Source organism: Hyunsoonleella pacifica (assembly GCF_004310335.1).
Lineage (GTDB): Bacteria > Bacteroidota > Bacteroidia > Flavobacteriales > Flavobacteriaceae > Jejuia > Jejuia pacifica.
Genome location: NZ_SIRS01000007.1, coordinates 72,124 through 93,764, shown reverse-complemented (window position 1 = coordinate 93,764; position 21,641 = coordinate 72,124). Strand labels below are relative to the sequence as shown.

Annotated in this window: 13 protein-coding genes; 11 read left to right on the top strand and 2 right to left on the bottom strand. The window is 32.8% G+C overall.

Annotated features, from left to right (window positions below; genetic code table 11):
• The 11 genes from EYD46_RS16260 (at position 1) to EYD46_RS16210 (ending at position 19,813) form a co-directional block, all read left to right on the top strand.
• On the top strand, positions 1 to 1,500 hold the full coding sequence (locus tag EYD46_RS16260; RefSeq protein ID WP_130938230.1) for a PKD domain-containing protein: 1,500 nt from the start codon (positions 1 to 3) through the stop codon (positions 1,498 to 1,500).
• A 31-nt stretch (positions 1,501 to 1,531) separates the two neighbouring features.
• Positions 1,532 to 2,449 carry a polysaccharide lyase family 7 protein gene (locus EYD46_RS16255; protein ID WP_130938229.1) on the top strand — a complete coding sequence of 306 codons (918 nt, stop codon included), beginning with the start codon at positions 1,532 to 1,534 and terminating at the stop codon, positions 2,447 to 2,449.
• Between the two features lie 124 nt (positions 2,450 to 2,573).
• On the top strand, positions 2,574 to 3,284 hold the full coding sequence (locus EYD46_RS16250) for a FadR/GntR family transcriptional regulator (protein ID WP_130938228.1): 711 nt from the start codon (positions 2,574 to 2,576) through the stop codon (positions 3,282 to 3,284).
• Between the two features lie 164 nt (positions 3,285 to 3,448).
• Positions 3,449 to 4,747, top strand: coding sequence for an MFS transporter (locus tag EYD46_RS16245; protein WP_130938227.1), 1,299 nt, complete (start codon positions 3,449 to 3,451; stop codon positions 4,745 to 4,747).
• Between the two features lie 49 nt (positions 4,748 to 4,796).
• Positions 4,797 to 5,549 carry an SDR family NAD(P)-dependent oxidoreductase gene (locus EYD46_RS16240; RefSeq protein WP_130938226.1) on the top strand — a complete coding sequence of 251 codons (753 nt, stop codon included), beginning with the start codon at positions 4,797 to 4,799 and terminating at the stop codon, positions 5,547 to 5,549.
• 98 nt (positions 5,550 to 5,647) lie between these two features.
• The gene (locus tag EYD46_RS16235) at positions 5,648 to 6,649 is read left to right on the top strand and encodes a sugar kinase (protein ID WP_130938225.1); all 1,002 of its coding nucleotides are present in this window, start codon (positions 5,648 to 5,650) and stop codon (positions 6,647 to 6,649) included.
• 250 nt (positions 6,650 to 6,899) lie between these two features.
• Complete coding sequence (locus EYD46_RS16230) at positions 6,900 to 10,961, top strand: hybrid sensor histidine kinase/response regulator (RefSeq protein WP_130938224.1); 4,062 nt, start codon at positions 6,900 to 6,902, stop codon at positions 10,959 to 10,961.
• A gap of 474 nt (positions 10,962 to 11,435) precedes the next feature.
• Entirely contained in the window at positions 11,436 to 14,471 is a 3,036-nt protein-coding gene (locus EYD46_RS16225) for a SusC/RagA family TonB-linked outer membrane protein (RefSeq protein WP_130938223.1), read from the top strand.
• Between the two features lie 13 nt (positions 14,472 to 14,484).
• Complete coding sequence (locus EYD46_RS16220) at positions 14,485 to 15,996, top strand: RagB/SusD family nutrient uptake outer membrane protein (protein WP_130938222.1); 1,512 nt, start codon at positions 14,485 to 14,487, stop codon at positions 15,994 to 15,996.
• A 16-nt stretch (positions 15,997 to 16,012) separates the two neighbouring features.
• On the top strand, positions 16,013 to 17,197 hold the full coding sequence (locus EYD46_RS16215) for a glycoside hydrolase family 88 protein (RefSeq protein WP_130938221.1): 1,185 nt from the start codon (positions 16,013 to 16,015) through the stop codon (positions 17,195 to 17,197).
• Between the two features lie 189 nt (positions 17,198 to 17,386).
• Positions 17,387 to 19,813: a glycoside hydrolase family 2 protein gene (locus tag EYD46_RS16210; RefSeq protein WP_130938220.1), complete on the top strand. Its 2,427-nt coding sequence runs from the start codon at positions 17,387 to 17,389 to the stop codon at positions 19,811 to 19,813.
• A gap of 28 nt (positions 19,814 to 19,841) precedes the next feature.
• On the opposite strand, the gene EYD46_RS16205 is transcribed toward EYD46_RS16210, so the two are convergent.
• Positions 19,842 to 20,678: a GIN domain-containing protein gene (locus EYD46_RS16205; RefSeq protein WP_130938219.1), complete on the bottom strand. Its 837-nt coding sequence runs from the start codon at positions 20,676 to 20,678 to the stop codon at positions 19,842 to 19,844.
• A gap of 162 nt (positions 20,679 to 20,840) precedes the next feature.
• Positions 20,841 to 21,569: a head GIN domain-containing protein gene (locus tag EYD46_RS16200; RefSeq protein WP_130938218.1), complete on the bottom strand. Its 729-nt coding sequence runs from the start codon at positions 21,567 to 21,569 to the stop codon at positions 20,841 to 20,843.
• Between the last annotated feature and the right edge of the window lie 72 nt (positions 21,570 to 21,641).

Below are 21,641 nucleotides of genomic sequence, written 5' to 3'. Positions count from 1 at the left end.
ATGATTTTTAAAATAATTAAAAAATACAACATAGGTGTTATCTTGTTACTATCTATGTTTCTAGCCCTAATATCATGTTACGATACTGGTTATGAAGAGTTTGTTCCACCAACTGGAAATGTTAATAATATACAGCCTAATACCCTTTTTACCACTACTACAAGTGCTGATGATAATTTGCGAATTGTATTTAGAAGTTATTCCACGGATGCTGTTTCATATTTATGGGACTTTGGTGATGGAAATACATCAACTGAGGCAAATCCAAATTATACCTATGCTACGGGCGGTTTATATGCTGTAACATTAAATACAGTAAGTTCTGATGGTTTAGAAGCTAATGCTTCAGCCAATGTATCTCCTATTTTTGTAGATTTTAATTTTAGTGCTATAGATTCTGAAGTAACTTTTGAAAATCTAACTACAGGAGCAGAAAGTTTAGTTTGGGATTTTGGAGATGGTGAAAGTGTTGAATGGAGTATTGAAGATAGTGAAGCGGATCCTGATTTTAGTCCAGTGTATTCATACAAAACAGCCGAAACTTTTCAAGCAACCCTAACTGCAACAAACTATTTAGGAGTTCAAGTTTCAATAACTAAAAATATTGAAGGTTTAGTATTGTCTACCGTTCCAGATTTTACATTTGATGTATCTTCATTAGAAGTACAATTTACGGATACATCAATTTTAGCAGTCTCACATAGCTGGGATTTTGGTGATGGTAATACATCAACTGATGCAAGCCCATTACATACTTATGCTACTGCTGGCACATATGATGTTACTTTAACTACTACCAATGCAGCAGGTGTTTCTAGAAGTATCACAAAGCCAGTTCCAGTAGGAGGAATAGAACCAACTTTTAAGGTCATAGTACAAAATTCCGATTGTAATGTTCATACATCTAATACTGGTGATAATGCAGATGCATGGGATATGACACCAAATAGTACTGTAGTTGATGATAACTTAGGAACAATAGATAGTCCATACAGAGCTCTATGGCGTAATGATGAATTGAATGCTTATATAGATGCTACATTCTGTACTAATGAACAGCCAGGATCTACAAGTGATGGTAATAAATTTGGACCTGATGCTGGAGGAGGAAGAGGTGTAAAGCTAAGTAACAATTGCCGTAGATTGTATCAATTAGTAGCAGTTGAACCAGGTGTAGAATATACGTTTACTATCGATACACGTTCTGAAGCAGCAGGAATTAATACTGAAGTATTTATTTTGAATAATGAAATTACCACGGAAGAAGCTATAAATACACCAGCAGCACTTGCAATTAATACTGACGGTTATGCTTTGATTGATAATGATTTTAACAGCAGTAAATCGTCTAGTACTAATGATACATTTACAACTACAACACTTACGTTTGAAGCTTCGGCTAACATTGCAGTAATTTATGTTAGAGCATTAAATGCAATAGATAGCAGTAATGAGGTGTTTATTGATAATATAGATATTATTACTCCTGGATTTGATTAAAATTATCCAAGAGCAATAAATTAAATTAAAAATGAAATACATCCGAAAAGAAATATTAATAGTTGTTCTTTTAGTCTTTGTGTCTGGTAATGTAATCTCTCAAAAAAAGGAGACTAGCACTACAGATTCCAAAACTAAAGTTGAAAAAAAGAAAAAAAAGAAGAAAAAAAAGAAAGCAAGGCTACCTGATATAGATTTAAGTCATTGGAAAGTAACTTTACCAGTTACGAATGAAAAAGGCAAACCTTACGAAATTGAGCCACCAGAGATTTTCGATTTTGCAAACAATGAAATTGCAAGACCATATATGTTCATAGATTCCACTAAAGGAGCTATTGTATTTCATGCGATGCCAACAGCATCTAAAACTAAGAATACAAAATATACTAGGTCTGAACTTAGAGAGCAAATGGAGCCAGGAAGTAATCATAAAAACTGGACTTTTGCTGATGGAGCTTACATGAAAGGTAAAATATCTATGGCTGAATCGACTAAGGGGGCAGATGGCAAGTATCACCGCACCATTATTATGCAAATACACGGTAGGTTAACAAATGAGCAGCGAGACTTGATAGGTGAAGATGATAATAATGCTCCACCAATATTAAAAATATATTGGGATAATGGTAAGGTAAGAGTTAAAACCAAGGTATTAAAAAATTTGAATGCTACCAGTGAAGAGATACTTCGCGAAGACGCTTGGGGTGATGATGAAGGGTTTAATTTTGAGCAGGAAGTAGGCTTTAGAAAATTTGTTTTAGAAGTAAAAGTTTCTGAAGGGAAAATGGTTGTAGTACTTAATGGGAATGAGTATAAAGTATATGAAAATATATATATGCGAAAATGGGGAGTTTTTGAAAATTATTTTAAAGCTGGAAATTATTTTCAATCTAGAGATGAAGGTGCTTACTCCAAGGTACGTTTTTATGAATTAGAAGTAAGGCATTAATTTTTATTAATAACTGATGCAAGGTCGGCTATTATTGTAAATAAACGTAAAAGCACAAAAGTTTAGTCGTTTTTGTTTAAATTTATCGACGAAATTTGGTTAACCAGTTTAAGGAAGTTTACACATGAAATTAGAATCAATAGTAATTAGTGATAGTCAAAAAGTACAGAACGAAATAATCGGAAAGATTAAAGAGTTGATAAATTATAAAAACCTGGAGCCAGGGGATAAGTTGCCTTCAGAAAGAATGCTATCTGATAAGTTTGGAGTAAGTAGAGGGAATGTTAGAGAAGCTATTCAAAAACTGGAGTTCTATGGATTATTAAAATCTATTCCGCAGAGTGGTACTTTTGTTGCTAATATTGGCGTAGTAGCCATGAATGGAATGATTGACGATATTTTAAGACTGGAATCTCCTGATTTTAAATCGTTGGTAGAAACTAGAATTCTATTGGAGCTGAAAACAGTAAAGTTGGCTTCTTTAAGACGATCAGAAGAGGATTTAAGGCATATAAAAGAAACGTTTGATGCCTACGAAGAAAAAGTATTGTCTGGTGAGGATGCCGTGCAGGAAGATTTACTATTTCATTTGGCAATTGCCAAGGCAAGTGGAAACAGTACCATGAATACCTTTATGCTAACCATTACACCGCAAATCATTATAGATTTTGAAAAGTACCATGTTTGTGATAAAAATCAAGCTGTTTTGGGAATAGAAGAGCATAAGCAAATTTATAAGGCAATTAAAGCACAAAATCCAGATTTAGCAAAACAAAAAATGAAAGAGCATTTTAGTGCGCTCTATCAATATTGTTACAACATTAAATCGGCTTAAGAGCAAATGAAAAATAGGATTCACGTATTTATTTTTCATTTTAGAATATAGGAGGGAAGAAATTCTTCAATTAAGTTATTTCTTCATAAAAATTATACATTCAGAATTCTTTTACGCAATCATTTTTGGTTGTGGTAGGATACTACTGAGTAAAAACTAAAATTATGAAATTAAAAGGTTTAAGATGGTGGGTAGTAGGACTAGTGGCATTAGCTGCGGTAATAAATTATATTGATAGGCAAGCTTTTGGTGCACTTTGGCCAGATATTGCTGACGAATTATTTCCTGAAATGGATAAGGATGGGCATAAAGCTATCTATGGAACCATTTCAACGGTTTTCATATTGTCATATGCCGGAGGGCAAGCGCTTTTTGGTAAAATTTTCGATTGGATAGGGACTAGGTTGGGCTTTGCACTTTCAATTGGTGTATGGTCAATTGCTACCATGTTACATGCATTTGCTCAAGGAATGTTAAGTTTTTCAGTTTTTAGATCAATATTAGGGATTGCAGAAGCAGGAAACTGGCCAGGTGCTGCTAAAGCTAATGCAGAATGGTTTCCAACTAAAGAGAGAGCACTTGCTCAAGGCATTTTTAATTCAGGGGCAGCTATTGGTGGTATTGTTGCCTATCCAGTTATTGGTTTATTGTCTATCTATTTTGATTGGAAGGCTATATTCATAGTGGTAGCATTACTTGGATTTTTATGGTTACTACCATGGTTATACATTGTAAAAGGCACACCAAAATATCACCCTTGGCTAACAGATGATGAAAAAAAATATATTCTTTCTGGGCAAAAAAATCAAGACATCGATCAGGATGGGGATTATGATGATGGGTATACTCCTAGTACAGGTAAACTATTAAGGCACAAAGAGAGTTGGGGAGTGATAATAGCCTCAGCTGCAATTGATCCAATCTGGTGGCTTTTTATTGTTTGGATTCCTATTTATTTGTCAGAAGTTTTTGGAATGGATGTTAAAGAAATAGCATTTTCTGCTTGGGTGCCCTATGTTGGGGCAATGGTTGGAGCTATAATAGGTGGTTTACTAGCAAAAAATAGAATTTCTGCAGGTTGGTCTATTGACAAGACACGAAAGATGACGATTACTTTAGGTTGTGCAATCATGCTACCTTGTTTCTTCTTATTAAAAGCACCTAGTTCTGCTGTAAATGCAGTAATTATTATGGCAGTTTTACTTTTTGGATTTCAAGTTGCTATCGGAAATATTCAAACCATTCCAAGTGATCTTTTTAGTGGAAAAATTGTAGGTACGCTTTCTGGATTTGCAGGAATGGCTGCTAAACTTGGTGCTGCAGGACTTACAATATTAGTTACATTCGTAACTACTGGCGGTAACTATACACCAGCATTTATAATTGGAGCTGCATTAGCGCTAATAGCATTGCTTGCTATTTGGTTATTATGCCCTAAAATTCAGCCTCTAAAGGGAAAGTAGAAGTATACACAATATAAAACATTAAAAAAATAAATATAAATAGATAATTATGAGTAAAATAGCAATAATCACAGGAGCTACAGGAGGAATTGGTTTTCAAGTAGCAAAAAGATTGGGAGAAGACGGATATACAGTAGTTTTAAATGGTATTGATGATGATGCAGGAGCAGATCGAGTTAAAAAACTAACTGAAGCTGGAATAACAGCAGAGTATTATGGGTTTGATGTTACTAATGAAGATGAAGTAAATTTAAATATCAATAAAATAGGCGAAAAATATGGAAAAATAGATGTGCTTATAAATAATGCTGGTGGTTTAGGAGGGCGTTCTAGGTTTGAAGATATGACTACCGAATTTTACAGGTTTGTTATGGCATTAAATTTAGATTCAACGTTTTTTGCATCAAGAGCCGCTATACCTTTCCTTAAGAAAAGTGATGATGCATCAATAATAAACTATACGTCCATAGCAGGCTGGAATGCAGGAGGTCCTGGAGCTGGTGTATACGGCACATCTAAAGCAGCGGTGCATGCTATTACTCGAGCTTTGGCAAAAGACCTTGCTGAATACGGTATTCGAGTTAATGCAGTATCACCTGGTACGATTGATACGCCTTTTCATGCTCAAATTAAATCTACAAAGCCAGAAGTATTCGCTTCATGGAAAAATAACATCTTGTTAGGAAGGCTAGGGCAACCTGAAGAAGTAGCATCTGTTATTTCGTTTTTGGTTAGCAAAGATGCAGCATTTTTAACAGCAGAAACTATACAAGTAGGTGGTGGTCAAGGTTTAGGGATTTAAAATTATTTAATAGTACATTGTTTTTTAAATCAAATGTTGTTGAACAGTTTTTCTTAGAATGAAAGTTTTAACAGAAATTCGTCAAAATGTAAAGGAAAATGAAGAAAATTGTCACATTTGGAGAAGTTATGATGAGGCTGTCGCCCCCAGGTTATGCCAAATTTTCTCAAGCTACATCTTTGGATATTGATTACGGTGGAGGCGAAGCGAATGTAGCTATCGCATTAGCTTACATGGGAATGAAAGCGTGCCACGTAACACGTCTTCCAGACAATATTATTGGTAAATCAGCGACGCAATACCTAAGGCAGCATTGGATAGATACCGATCACATCTTGTATGGAGATACTAGAATGGGGCTGTATTTTTTAGAAAAAGGAGCTGTACATCGTTCAAGTGAGATAGTGTATGAAAGAGAAGATTCTGCTTTTTCAAAAATCGAAGCAGAAATGATTCAATGGGAAGAAATTTTAGAGGGAGCAGATTGTTTTCATTGGACAGGAATCACACCTGCAATTTCTCGTGGTGCCGCTAAGGCTTGTTTAAAGGCTATCCAAGTATCAAATTCTATGGGGATTATGGTTTCTGGAGATATTCATTCGCGAAAAAGTTTATGGAAATATGGCTTGTCAAAGCAAGATATAATTCCCGATTTAGTTTCTGGTTCCAATGTGGTAATTGCTAGTACTTATGACATGTATGATATTTTTGGAATTGGAAAATCAGAATCAAATTTTGAAACAAGTGCAAAAACCCTACAAGAAAAATTTCCGCTAATACAGAAAGTGGTGGATAAGGATAGGGAAGTATTAAGTGCTTCACATAACCGAATAAAAGGAAAAATGTGGAATGGCAGCAAACTTCTTACAACACCTTTCTATGACGTTACGCATGTTATAGATCGAGTAGGAACTGGTGATGCCTATGCAGCTGGATTGATATATGGATTGGTCAACCATAAAAAAGATGAAGTAGCTTTAAAATTTGCAGCCGCTTCATGTGCCTTGAAGCATACCGTTGAAGGTGATGCAAATATGGTTTCTAATGAAGAAGTTACCAGATTAGTAGAGGGTAATGGTTTAGGAGATATTAAAAGGTAAAAAAACAGTCAGCCATACATTTGAATTTTGTTCTGCAAACAAATCAAAGTCTTACGCGGTCTATCTGTCTACACTAAAATTTTAGAACTTTTATATTAACATTATATATGTTAAATACTTAATGGATCTAAAGGAAAACTAGTTTATAACGGTATTTGTCTAATATGTAGGAGAAAAATATAGTAATTGATTTTTCAGTTTTCTGTTTAATCTTATTTATATTTACGATATACTCAACTGATTGTTTTTAATGTTTAGGTATCTTACTTTTTTGTTTTTTTTTACGCTAAGTTTTGTTTGTTTTGGGCAAATACCATCATATAATTTTTCTAATTTAACTACGCTAGATGGACTATCTCAAAGTGCAGTAATAGCAATACATCAAGATAAATTAGGGCAAATATGGATTGGTACCAGAGATGGTCTCAATAAGTATGATGGAACTAAGTTTACAATTTACAGGAATGATGAAAATGACCCAAACTCTATTAGTAATAATGATATTTTATCAATACAAGAAGATGATAATGGTAATTTGTGGGTTGGGACATATAATGGCTTAAATAAGTATGACCCTAAGACCGACAAGTTTGAAAGTTATTTTCATGAGGAGCATTTTTATTCGTTATCAAATAACACGGTATGGTCCATAAAAAAACTATCAAACGGAGATATTTGGGCAGGTACATGGAGAGGAGTGTCTGTTTACAATGAAACAACTAATAGTTTCTCGAATTACCTGAATAATCATCTTAAGTCATCAGCTAAGATGAAAGTAATGACCATTTTAGAAACCAAGTTAGGTCAAATTTTTATAGGCACTGGAGCTGGTATTTTTGAGGCAAAATATGCTGAAGACAATACGTTAAAATTAAATCTTATTTCGGGAAGTGAGGGCTTTTATGTACAAGACTTAGCAGAGGATAAAGATGCTAATTTACTAATAGCAACTAAAGATAATGGCCTCGTAAACTATAATTTAAATAGTAAAGTTTATAATCCTTTTTTTGAAAAAGGAACTCAGTTTGAAGCTATAAAAAGTGTTAGAAAGCTACTTTTTGATAAAAAAGGAGTGCTTTGGATTGGTACTTATGAAGGGTTGATCTTAGTAGAATCTACTGGAACAATAGAATTATTACAAGCTGATTTAGATAATAAATCGAGTTTAAGCAAAAACTCGATTAAATCCTTATTTAAAGATAAGAAAGGGTCAGTATGGATAGGAACCTATTACGGTGGTGTTAGTATCTGGGATGCCTCTAATGTTAACTTTCAAAATATCACTCAAAATCAAAAGGGCAAGGGTTTAAATTACACGGTAGTAAGCTCTATAGAGTCTTATGGTAATTATATGTTTTTTGGAACTGAAGGAGGAGGACTAAATATTTGGAATAAGAATAATAATTCTTATGAATATCTCACAGAAAACAATTCTTACTTAATAGATAACAATATTAAGGCGTTAGAAATACTAGATTCTAATAAGCTCTGGATTGGTACTTTCAAGACAGGTTTGCAAGTATATAACACTGAAAGAAAAACGTTTGAAACGATAAAACTACCTAAAGAGTTAGAGGTGGTATTAAAAAATGCAGGAGTATACGCTATAAAAAAAGATAGAAACGAGAATATATGGATTGGAACCTTTGGTAAAGGTTTAATAAAATACAATCCAGTTTCAAGAAAATTCAACCATTATAAATCTTCAAATGAAGGTTTAAACGAGTTATCTAATAACTTGATAAGAACAATTTTTATAGATACTAATAATAACATTTGGGTAGGAACTGAAAACGGATTAAATAAAATTACCGAATCAGGACAAATAACAAATTTCTTTTGTGATAAAAGCTTACAATATGGAGATGATATCTTATCGGTATATCAAGATGGTAATGATGATATTTGGGTAGGAACAAAGTCAAAAGGTCTATTTAAATATAATGGGAAAGGATTCGATGCTGTTTTGTTGAATTTGGAAGAAACAAAAATATCTGCAGTTAGAAGTATTCAAGAAGATAATCAGCAACAGCTTTGGATAGGTACTAATCAAGGTATTGTTAAATATAACATCAAAACGCAGGAGTCAAAACTATACAATCAAACAGATGGATTGATAAGTAACGAGTTTACTAATAATGCGAGTTATAAGACAGAAGATGGGCAGTTTTACTTTGGGAGCCCCCAAGGTGTATCCTATTTCAATCCAAAGAAAATAACAACAAATAATTATGCACCTCAAGTTATCTTAACTGATTTTATTATTAGAGAAAATGACATCAAATTTGATAGTCCTACAAATAGTTTGAAGGAACAATTAGCATATACAGAGTCTATCAATTTATCGCATAAACAAGGAAATTTTAGTATCACATTTTCTATTCCAAACTTTATAAACTCTAGTAATAACAAATATCAATATAGATTAAAAGGGTTAGAAAAAGACTGGAACTTAACATCCAATAATTCAGCATCTTATACCATCCAAAATCCTGGTAATTATATTTTTGAAGTAAAAGGCGCTAACAACGATAATATTTGGAATACTAGTGCAACACAATTATCAATAAATGTAGCACCAGCACCATGGCGAACATGGTGGGCTTTTGCGTTGTACGGGCTATTAATTTTAATTGCATTATTTTTTCTTCTAGACATCTTAAAATCTAGAACAAAATTAAGACACGACTTGCAATTAGAATATTTGGAAACTGAGAGAACAAAGCAAACTAATAAAAATAAATTAGAGTTTTTTACTAATATATCGCACGAATTTAGAACACCATTGGCTTTAATATTGGGGCCATTAAATCAAATCTTGGACTCTTACAGAGGTAGTAGTAAGATGTATAAAAAGTTGATGGTTATTGAAAATAATGCTAATCACTTATTGCATTTGATAAACAGGTTGATGGACTTTAGAAAATTTGAAAGTAACCTATATAAGTTAAAAGCAGCTGAAGGAAATATTGTTAAATTCTTAAGAGAAATTTTTCTGTCATTTACAGAATATGCTAAAAATGGAGACTATAAATTTGAATTTGTATCAGAAGAGGAAGAAATTTTATTGTATTATGATCGTAATAAGTTAGAGCGTGTTTTTTACAATCTAATCTCTAATGCATTCCGCTATACTCCTAATGGGGGACGTATTGTAGTTAGAATTGTAAGCTATCAAGATAGTATAAAAATACATGTTGAAGATTCTGGTGTTGGTATTGCTAAGGAGTATCAAACCAAAATATTCGATCGCTTTTTTGAAGTAGCAGTTAATAATAAACCAGATAAAGATTATAATAAAGGAACAGGCATCGGTTTATCTATAGCAAAAAATATAGTTGAATTACACAAAGGGAGTATTGAAGTAAATGATAACGTAAATAATCAAGGTTCTATTTTTTCAGTAACATTATTATTAGGAAATACGCATTTAGATGATTCGGAAATTTTAAAGGACTTTAAATTTAGTGATGACCTTTCTCAATATGTAAAACAATTAGAAGAGGAGGAACCTATATTAGATGATGACCTTCAAATAGCTAATAAAACTAAAAAGTATTCAATTTTATTAGTAGAAGATAATAAGCAACTTAGAAAATTTATAAAAGATCTTCTTAAAGAAGATTATAATGTATTAGAAGCTGAAAATGGAAAAGTAGCTTTAAGTAAGGCAAAAAAAGAATCTCCAGATTTAATTGTTAGTGATGTTATAATGCCTGAAATGACAGGTACAGAACTTTGTTCAGCAGTTAAAGGAGAATTAAAAACAAGTCATATTCCTATTATACTATTAACATCTAGGTCTTCTTTAATCTACAAGATTGATGGATTAGAACGTGGTGCTGATGATTATATTAGTAAGCCATTTAATATAAATGAATTTAAGTTAAAAATAAAGAACCTATTACAGACCAGAGAAAAGCTAAGAGAAAAATTTATTTCTAGCGATGGTTTAAAACCCGAAGATATTTTAGTATCATCTTATGATGAAAAGTTATATAAGAAAGCATTACAAATAGTTAACGATAACTTAGGTAATGAAGATTTTGATATAGCTTATTTCTGTTCAGAACTTGGGGTAAGCAGAACGATGCTATTTACAAAAATAAAAGCTTGGTCTAATTTTACACCTAATGAGTTTATCCAGCACTTTAGAATGAAACGTGCAGCTCAACTATTAGAACAAGGAAAAATTAATATTTCCCAAGTAAGTTATAGGGTAGGATATAAAGATCCTAAATATTTTAGTAAATCTTTTCAAAAGAAATTTGGCGAAACACCTTCTAAATACGCCGCTAAATTTTCAGAATAGAATTTTTTTATCACATATAATTATTTGAAAAACAGTTGATTGTACTATTTTACTCCTTGTTTTGTACTTCTACAACTTCTAATTATTCTAGTTTTATGATGATGAAAAAAACGAAATCAAAATTTAAGTATCTAGAAATTATACTCATGCTAATCATTGTAGTGTTTAGTTTAGTGATAATTTATTTCACTTAAAACCTACACTGTATAATTTCATGAGAAACTAAATAAGTTTTGACTCAATGTTTTTATAATAATTGGATTAAAAACAGATATGAATAACAAAGAAATACACATTAATTATAACATTTCAAAAATTTGTGTATATTTGGTAATCCAAACTGGTTTACCAATTTGGTTTACCAAAAATTACAATTGAACAATAAACTTAAAATATAGATCTAATTACTTCCTAGATGTTTACACTGAAGTCTTTATGATTTATAGCTAATTAAATTAACTTAAAATTAAACTAATGAAGAAAACTAAACAATTGAAAAAAGTATTCTTGTTACTATTGAGTTTGTGTTTTGCACTTACCGCTAGTGCTCAAGAAAAAACAGTACAAGGAACTGTAACATCCCAATCAGATGGATCAGTATTACCTGGAGTAAATGTAGTTGTTAAAGGAACTAGTTCAGGTGCTTCAACAGATTTTGATGGTAATTATTCCATAAAAGTTAGTGAAGCTGACGCTGTTCTTGTTTTTAGCTATATAGGGTATGCTACACTAGAAGTTAAAGTTGGTAACTCAAGTACGCTAGATGTAAAATTAGAAGAGGATTTAGCTGCTTTAGATGAAGTAGTTGTAGTAGGTTATGGTGCACGGAAAAAGAGTGATTTAACTGGGGCTGTATCTTCAGTAAAATCAGAAGAACTTAATGCATTTCCTGTTTTAGATGCAGCACAAGCGTTGCAGGGTCGTGCAGCAGGTGTTGTGGTACAATCTAATAATGGTGGTGAGCCAGGTGCACCAATTAACATACAGATTAGAGGTAACACATCTATAAATGCAAGTAGTTCTCCTTTAATTGTAGTAGATGGTTTTGTAGGAGCAACTTTTCCTCAGCCAAACGATATTGCATCAATTGAAGTTTTAAAAGATGCATCAGCAACAGCTATTTATGGTTCCCAAGGATCTAATGGTGTTGTTATGGTTACAACTAAAAAAGGAAGAAGTGGCGCTTTAACTATCGAACTTAATTCTAACTATTCAGTACAAAACACTGCGAATGAATTAGATTTATTAGATGCTAATCAGTTTGCAACCTATCAACAAGCTATAAACCCTAGTTATGTACAAGGGCCTGCTAATACAGACTGGCAAGATTTGTTATATAGAACTGGTAGTACACAAAATCATCAAGCTTCATTTTCTGGAGGAACTGATAAAGTAAACTTCTATGCGTCTGCAAATTACTTTAAACAAGATGGAGTTCTTATAAACTCTGAATTTGAAAGGTTTACGTTTCTTTCGAATATTGATGCTCAGGTTACAGATAAACTTAAGTTAGGAATTAATGTATTTGGAAGTAGAGGAACTGAAAATGGAGTACCAACACAATCCACTGGAGAAACAGCTAATGGTGGAGGTGATGACGTAGTTAGTGGTTCTTTTAGATTTGCACCAGATTTAGGAGTGCTAGATGCTAATGGACTAAATACAGTGAACGGAGTAGGTGATGATATAGATAATCCTTTCGCAGTAGCAACTGAAGGTATAAATGAAACCAAGACAGATGTATATAGAGCAAACTTATATGCTAATTATGATATTTTAGAAAACCTAACATTTAAAACAACATTTGGTTTTAGTACTACTAATGAAACATTTGGGCTTTTTAGACCATCAACTTTAATTACTACAGCTGGTGGAAATGTAGGAGGAAGAGCAATTATTGATAATTTTAAAAGAACTAGTTTAATTAGTGAGAATTATTTAACGTATACAAAAGAAATAGCCAAAGGGAAATTAACATTATTAGCTGGTTATTCTTATCAAAAAAGATCTAGAGATAATTTTGCTGCAGGAGCTCAAGGGTTTACGTCTGATTCCTTTTCATTCCGTAACTTATCGGGAGGAGCAGTACAGTTAATACCAACATCATCATTAGTAGAATCAGAAATTCAATCTCAATTTGGCAGAATTAATTTCGATTATGATGATAAATATCTAATCACTGCAACTATTAGACGTGACGGTGCATCAAACTTTGCTGCAAACGAGAAATATGCAATTTTCCCTTCAGCAGCTCTTGGTTGGAAAGTTTCTAATGAAAACTTCTTAAAAGACAGTGATAAAATTTCAAATTTAAAACTTAGAGTTAGTTATGGTGTAACAGGTAATCAAGCAATATCTCCATTTGAATCTTTGGCGCGTTTCGATAATATTTATGCGGTTAATAATGGACAAACTGTAAATGCAGTAACACCAGACCAACCTGCTAATCCAAATTTAAAATGGGAATCGTCTTTTCAAACTAATGTAGGTTTAGATTTAGGGCTTTTTAACAACAAAGTATCTCTTTCTTTAGACTATTATAATATTGATACTAAAGATTTAATTATTGGAGATAATTCACAACCTCAATTCTTAGGTTTTTTAACACCTGCTAGTTTAAGAAATATTGGTGAGGTAAATAATAAGGGGTTTGAGATTAATTTGAATACTAGAAACATAAGTAATGAAAACTTTTCTTGGACTACAGATTTTAATTTCTCAACAAATCAAAACGAAGTAGTTGCCTTATCAGATGGAGACAATATAGATTTATTTTTAGATGCCTCACCGGGTTATTTCAATTTACCTCGTACGCATTTGTTAAGAGAAGGTGAAGTATTAGGTGCATTTTGGGGTTATGATTACCAAGGGGTTTATCAAGGTGGAGACTTGCCAGCTGGTACAGCTTTATTACCTGGTGGAGAGGCAGGAGATCAGTTATTTACTGATGTTGATGGTAGTGGTGATATTTCTCCTTCAGATCAACAAATTATTGGAGATCCAACACCAGATTTTACGTTTGGTATTACTAATAATTTCACTTATAAGAATTTTGATTTGAATATTTTCTTTCAAGGTGTTCAAGGTGGCGATATCATGAATTTAACGGCAATACAGTTGTTTAACGGAGATTCAAACGCTACTACAGAGATTCTTAATTCTTGGACGCCATCAAATACAAATACTAATATCCCTCGAGCTAAACTTAGAGGAAAAGAGATTTCTTCTCGATTTGTAGAAGATGGAAGCTATATCAGACTTAAAAATATAGCTTTGGGTTACACATTACCTAGTGATGTGGTTGAAAAGCTAGGTATGCAAAATATTAGACTATCTATTAGTGCACAAAATTTATTAACCTTTACCGATTATTCTGGTTTAGATCCTGAAGTAAGCTATTTTGGATCTGGAGGAGGAAGTAACTCAGACAGTAATACAACAAACGGATTTGATTTTGGAAATTACCCTACTTTAAAATCGGTTAATTTCAGCTTAAACTTAAGATTCTAAAAAAAAAACAAATATGAAAACAACGTACAAATTTTTCTTCTTATTGATAGGCTTATCAATAATAGGATGTTCAGACTTAGAGGAGGCACCAGTAGGGCTACTGGCTCCTGAAGGATTTTTTCAATCCCCAAGAGATATACAAACTGCTGTAAATGGTGTTTATGGACACATGACCCACGAAGATTTTTGGGGTAGGAAAATGTCGCTTACTATTCTATTACGTAGTGATATGGTAGATATTGGAGATCCAACTACATCAGCACGTAGAATTGAGCATAATGAGTTTAATGTACCAGCAGATAATGGTATGATTCCTGATAATTGGCGAAGATCCTATCAAATTGTAGCAGCTGCAAATCAGGCTATTGCTGGTGCAGAACTAGTAGGAGCTTCAGAAGAGCAAAAAAATCCAATAACAGCACAAGCTTATTTTGTTAGAGCATTTATATATTTTCATTTAGTAAGGCAGTTTGGTGATATTCCATACATAGATACGCCTATAACTGATGTTGAAGCATCAGGTTCCATAAGTAAAACATCAGCAGCAGAGGTGTATGCTAATATAATCTCGGATTTAGAGTTTGCTAAGCAATGGTTACCAAATACACAACCAGCAAGGTCTATACCTGCTAAATCTGCAGCACATTCTTATTTGGCATTAGTACATTTAACCATGGGTAATTACCAAGAAGCTTATAAAGAAGCTAAGGGTGTAATTGATAATGAAGGGCCGTATGATTTGGCTTTAGAAGCAGATTTCCAAGATTTGTTTGATGCTACTACAATTGATGGTTCTAAGGAACCAATATTTTCGCTAGATTTTAATGGATTTAGAGATGGTGATGCTGGTCAAGATTATCAACCAGCTTTAACAGGAATCCGAAGTGATGAGCAATATGGTATTGGAGGCGGATGGTCTGTAGCTGTGCCTTCTTTAGAGGTATACAATACATGGGATGATCAAGATTACAGGAAGTCGGTTAGTTTTGATGCTACAGGAATTTTTGATGGTAATGTAGAGCCTTTTACTAATTATAGAGATTTTAATAGTAGAGCAGTAAACCGTCCTCATATAGCAAAATATACTCGTAACACAGGTATAACTGCTAACAATAATGGTAGAGGCTCTCAGCATAATTATTCTATGATGCGTTATGCAGAAGTTTTATTAATTGCTGCAGAAGCATTAAATGAAGTGTCTCCTAATTCTTCTGAAGCAGAAGGTTATGTAAATAGAGTAAGAGATAGAGCAAGAAACGGAGGGACTTTCCCCGCAGATGTTTCTGGATTATCACAAGATGACTTTAGAGACATGGTTTTAGAAGAGCGTAGATTAGAATTAGCGTTTGAATTTAAAAGATGGTACGATATTGCAAGAAGAAGACTAGGAAGTGAAGTGTTTAGCGCTTCTGGTTTAGAAGGCGAAAAGCCAAATTTTGACCCTAACCAAGATTATTTATTTCCATTACCAGCAGATGAGTTAGCTAGAAATCCGAATCTAGAACCTCAGAACCCTGGATACTAAATCAAAGTTTTGTTTGATGTTTAGAGTTAGTTTTTTATTTATTATCCTTGGATTTACATGTGTATCATGTAAATCTGAGGATAAAAATAAAGTAGTAGACGGTAAAGAAACTATTGAAGCTTTGTTACAAGCAAGGTACAGTAAGTTTCTAAATTATAAAGTAGATTCCACAGCTTTTGCACGAAGCTATAATCCAAAAACAGCTACAATAACAAAAGTACCTTCTGGAAATTGGACCAGTGGCTTTTTTGCTGGCAATTTTTGGCAAATTTATATGCTCACTCGTAATGAAGATTTCAAAAATAGAGCTGAAGAATGGACTGCTTACATAGAGAAGGAAAAGTACAATGATAGAACCCATGATATGGGTTTTAAGGTATTTTGTAGTTTTGGTAATGGCTTAAAAGTTAAAGACAATCAAAATTACAAGGATATCATAGTAAAGAGTGCTAAAACTTTATCTACTAGGTTTGATGATACTGTGGGTAGTATACGTTCTTGGGATTTTAATGAAGATATTTGGCAGTTTCCTGTTATTATTGATAATATGATGAATCTAGAACTTTTGTTCGAAGCTACCAAAATATCAGGCGATAGTACGTTTCATAAAATAGCAGTTAAACATGCTAATACTACTTTAAAAAATCATTTTAGAGAAGATGCAAGTACATGGCACGTATTGGATTATGATACAATATCTGGTCAAGTTAGAGGGCGTGTTACACATCAAGGAATTAGTGATGATTCTGCATGGGCTCGTGGTCAAGGTTGGGCAATTAATGGTTTTACAACTGTTTATAGATATACCAAAGATGATAAATATTTAAATCAGGCTATAGCTACTGCTAACTTCTTTATTAATCATAAGAATATGCCAGAAGATGGAGTGCCTTATTGGGATTTTGATCATCCAGATATACCAAATATCTCTCGAGATGTGTCTGCTGCTGCAATAGTAGCGTCAGCGCTAATAGAGTTATATCAGTATACCAAAAATGAAGATTTTTTGAATTATAGTAAAAAAGTTTGTGAAAGCTTAAAGTCAAGAAAATACATACTTCCCGAAGATATTGATATACCTTTTATATTAGATCATAGCTTTGGAGATTGGTCGCTCAAGAAAGAAATGGACGAGCCAATTGCCTACGGAGATTATTATTTTTTACAAACCCTTCTTAGACTCAAAGCGCTTCAGAAATAGAAATTATAATTCTAGATTATTTAGATACGTAAATAAATGTCCTGTTTTTACCTGAGTGTGAAGATTCATTTATAGATGTTGGTTACATACATTTCTACCAATAGCTTTATTTACAATTAGTTTATTGATATTTATTAAGCACCTATATTGTTGCTTACATTGTTTTTTACATTATCCAAGTTTTAACAGATGAAATTAAAATCCTCTTTTTTAAGAATATTAGTAGTTCTTTTAGTTTGTTTTTACCAGTTTTCATGCCACTCAGTAGATAAAAATGGTAATGTGAATACAAGGAATAGAACTAATATAAACTTAAACTGGCTTTATCTAGAAAATAACACTCAATATTTAAATGAAGCTCTTAAGCAGAATAATTGGCAAGAAGTAAATTTACCGCATAGTTGGAATGCATTAGATGCTACAGATGTAGCTCCTGGTTACAGGAGAAGTGCGAGTTGGTATAAAAAGGATTTAGATATATCTAAGGTTATGGATAATCAATCCTATTATCTACATTTTGAAGGTGTTAATATTGAAAGTGAAGTTTATGTTAACGGAACTAAAGTAGGAGGACATACTGGAGGCTATATAGGATTTTCTGTAGATATCACTAATACTATAGTATCAGGAAAAAACGAAGTATTAGTTAGAGTAGATAATAGCTATAATCCAGAAGTAATACCATCACAAAAAAGTGATTTTTTCATTTTTGGAGGAATTACAAGAGATGTTTGGTTGGAAACGTTACCTTCTGTTTATTTGTCTAATTTAAAAATAACCACCCCTAAAGTTACTAAGGATAGAGCTGAAATAATAGCAACAGCAACAATTAATGGTTCGGAAATTTCTAACTTAAAAATTAAAGCATCTTTAATTGACAGTAATGAACAGGTAGTAACATCTTCTCAATTTGAAATATTAGAACATCAAGTTGAAATTGAGTTTAATAATATTGAAAACCCCAAATTATGGCATACAGACTCGCCTAATCTTTACACACTTAAACTAGAGCTTATTGAAGATGAAGTTATAAAAGATGAAGTTTCTGAGCCCATTGGTTTTAGATGGTTTGAATTTAAAGACCATGGTGCATTTTATTTAAATGGAGAACGCCTTTTATTAAGAGGGACACACAGACATGAAGAGCATGCTGGTGTTGGGGCAGCAATGTCTAATGAACAGCATAGAGCCGATATGGAACTTATTAAGGATATGGGGGCTAATTTTGTGCGTTTGGCACACTACCCTCAAGATCCTGAAGTTTATAAAGCATGTGATGAATTGGGGCTTTTGGTGTGGGATGAATTGCCTTGGTGTCGAGGAGGGGTAGGTAATGATACATGGAAAGTAAATACTAAAACCATGCTCGAAGAGATAATTACTCAAAATTTTAACCATCCAAGTGTTATTTTATGGTCTTTAGGTAATGAGATTTATTGGTTGCCAGATTTTGAAAATGGAGATAATAGGCAGGAGATAAATACATTTTTAACAGAACTAAATGATTTAGCACATAAGCTAGATCCTTCAAGAAAAACAGCAATTAGAAAATACTATGAAGGCGCACATATTGTAGATGTATTTTCGCCTTCAATATGGTCTGGTTGGTATTCGGGAAGCTATAAAAGCTATCAAAAAGCAATAGACCAATACAAAGCAGAATATCCTCATTTTTTACATGCAGAATACGGAGGCTCAAGCCATTTGGGGCGCCATACTGAAAACCCTATAACGGGAGAAGGTAAAATTCAATCAGATGGTTGGGAAGAAGCTATTGTGCAGACAGATGTGGCTAACATAGCTCAAATAGGAGATTGGAGTGAGAACTACATTGTAGATTTATTCGATTGGCATTTAAGAATTTCAGAAAACGATTCTACTTTTGTTGGTAATGTACAATGGGCATTTAAAGATTTTGGTACGCCACTGCGTCCTGAAAATGCAATTCCTTATATGAATCAAAAAGGATTGGTAGATAGAACAGGAAAGCCTAAAGACGCATTTTATGTATTTAAAAGTTATTGGAGTGAAGAACCATTTACTTATATTGAGTCGCACACGTGGACAGAACGCCAAGGGCCAAAAGGAAAACCAAGAGCTATAAGTGTATATAGTAACTGCTCTAGCGTAGAATTATTTTTGAATGGTAAAAGTCTAGGAACCAAAAAACGAAATACTAAAGATTTTCCAGCTGCTGGTTTAAATTGGGATGTGAATTTTAAAGAAGGAGAAAATACATTAACAGCTATAGCTATAACAAAAGACGGCAACAAAGTAAGTGATGAATTAAAGCTAAATTACAGGTTTGATAAAAATGGTAAGGCAAGAAGCCTAAAACTTAAACATAAAAAGTTAGAGAACGGTAATTATCTAGTCACAGCTACCGCTATAGATGATAAGGGGTTAAGATGTTTAGATTACGAAGAACGTGTTTATTTTCAATGTTTAAATGGGGGAGAAGCTATTATAAGTCAAGGTACACCCACAGGTAGTGAAGTTATAGAAATGGCTAATGGAGAAGCTTCAATAGAAGTAAAAAGGTTTTCTGATGATGAGCAATTACAAGTTATGGTACTTAATCAAAGCTTTAAAGGAACGTATTTAGATATTGAGTAGCCTTAAGAGTAATCACAGAAAAATAGTTCTATTTAACTTTTTTTTGAAGTTTAGTAGTATCAGTCATACTATTAATGACAATTTTGGGATTTTGATAAAGGTAAATAGAACTCGTACCAGTTGCATCAATACTAATATCCTTCATAACTTCTAAATAGGCACTGCTAGATATGTTGCAAACTATTCTACAGGTATTAATAGTAAAGTTTTTTCCGTTAAATTGAGCATTGTTATCGAGTTCTAGATCAGCATTGTCGCAATTACCTTCAATAATAGCATTTGTTCTTTCATATATAGAAGCATTAACTTTTGGGGCATTTATTAAAGCCTCTAATTTTCCAGAACCTCTCATATTAATCAAACAGGTATCTGCTGTAACATTCAACTTTACTTTAGCCTTATCAATACTTTCAAAATTAAAATTATCAGTTTTTATCGTTAAGCCAACTTTAGAATAACCGCTAGTTTTTAATGTTGCGTTATATAAATGTAAAGGCGTTAATCCATGTATTTCAGCATCATCAGTAACTTCAATATGTTGTAAAAGATCGTCATAACTTACCTTAATACGTAATCGCTTTTTTGAGGTTATACGTTTTAGCTTGTTAAAGTAAAGTACACTGTCTCTTACCATAAAATCAATTACTTCATGGAGATTTTCGTCTGTTTCAATTTCTACGGAAGGTACTTTATTATAAATCAAGTCAATTTCAAAATCTTCGTCTAAAGCAATGGTATGAAAGCCATCAATTTCAGTATTAATTATAGTGACTATGCGATTGCCTTTTATCTTTTCTATATTTTGAGTATACGTTTTTGTAAAAGCAACGCTAACTAGGATTATAGCTAAAAAATATCGTTTCATTTTATGAGGGTTAAAAGTGTAACGTAATTACTATACGTTATTTTACTAATTTAGACACACTTAAGCAGAAGGAAGTCACTTTTTGAGAAATATAAGCAAAAATAAAAGCCACCTTAAATCAATAAAGATTTAAGATGGCAAAAATTCACAAAGTTTAACGGGTTATCTTTTATTTATACTTCCACCAGAACTTTTATCAGTATCTAACATTTCTGGATTACCATAATATTTAACGCCACCACCACTAGATGCTTTAGCTATCAAAGCCTTAGAAGTGTTAACAGTTAAGTTAGCTCCACTAGATGCTGATACCTCAGAAGATTCAGCTTTTAGATCCCCTGCTTTGATATTACTACCACTGCTGGCTTCTGCACTTAAGCTTATCGTATTGCCAGAAACCTTTAAGTTACTTCCACTAGACGAATCACAAGTTAAATCATTAGCTTTAACCTTTACCTTCATATTGCTACCGCTACTTGATTTTAAAATTAGGTTTTCTGCCAAAACTGTATTTGTAGCATATAAATTACTTCCACTAGTAGAGGTTAATGCAGAAACAGATTTAAAAGTTACATTAATCTTTTTAGAAGAAGCTCTTCCAATTTGTTCTTTGCAATGTATCTTCAAAACCCCATCTTTAATTTCAGTTAAAATAAGTTCTTGTATGTTTTCATCTGCTTCCACTGCTATACTCTCGTTATTTCCTTGAGTAACGTAAACATTTAGTCCTTCAGTAGCTTTAATTTTAGAGAAAGATTCGGTTACCTCTCTGGTTTCCATTACCACATTACCATTACCCTTTACTCCAGTACTCCAATTCATATTGAAATTACAGGAAAACATAAGTAAACTTAAAATTGAGGTTACAATAATTCTGATTAGTGTTGTCATGATTTTTGTTTTAAAGTGATTGATGATTAGTATTTATTTGTTACCCAAATATATTTTGTATTAGCTACATTT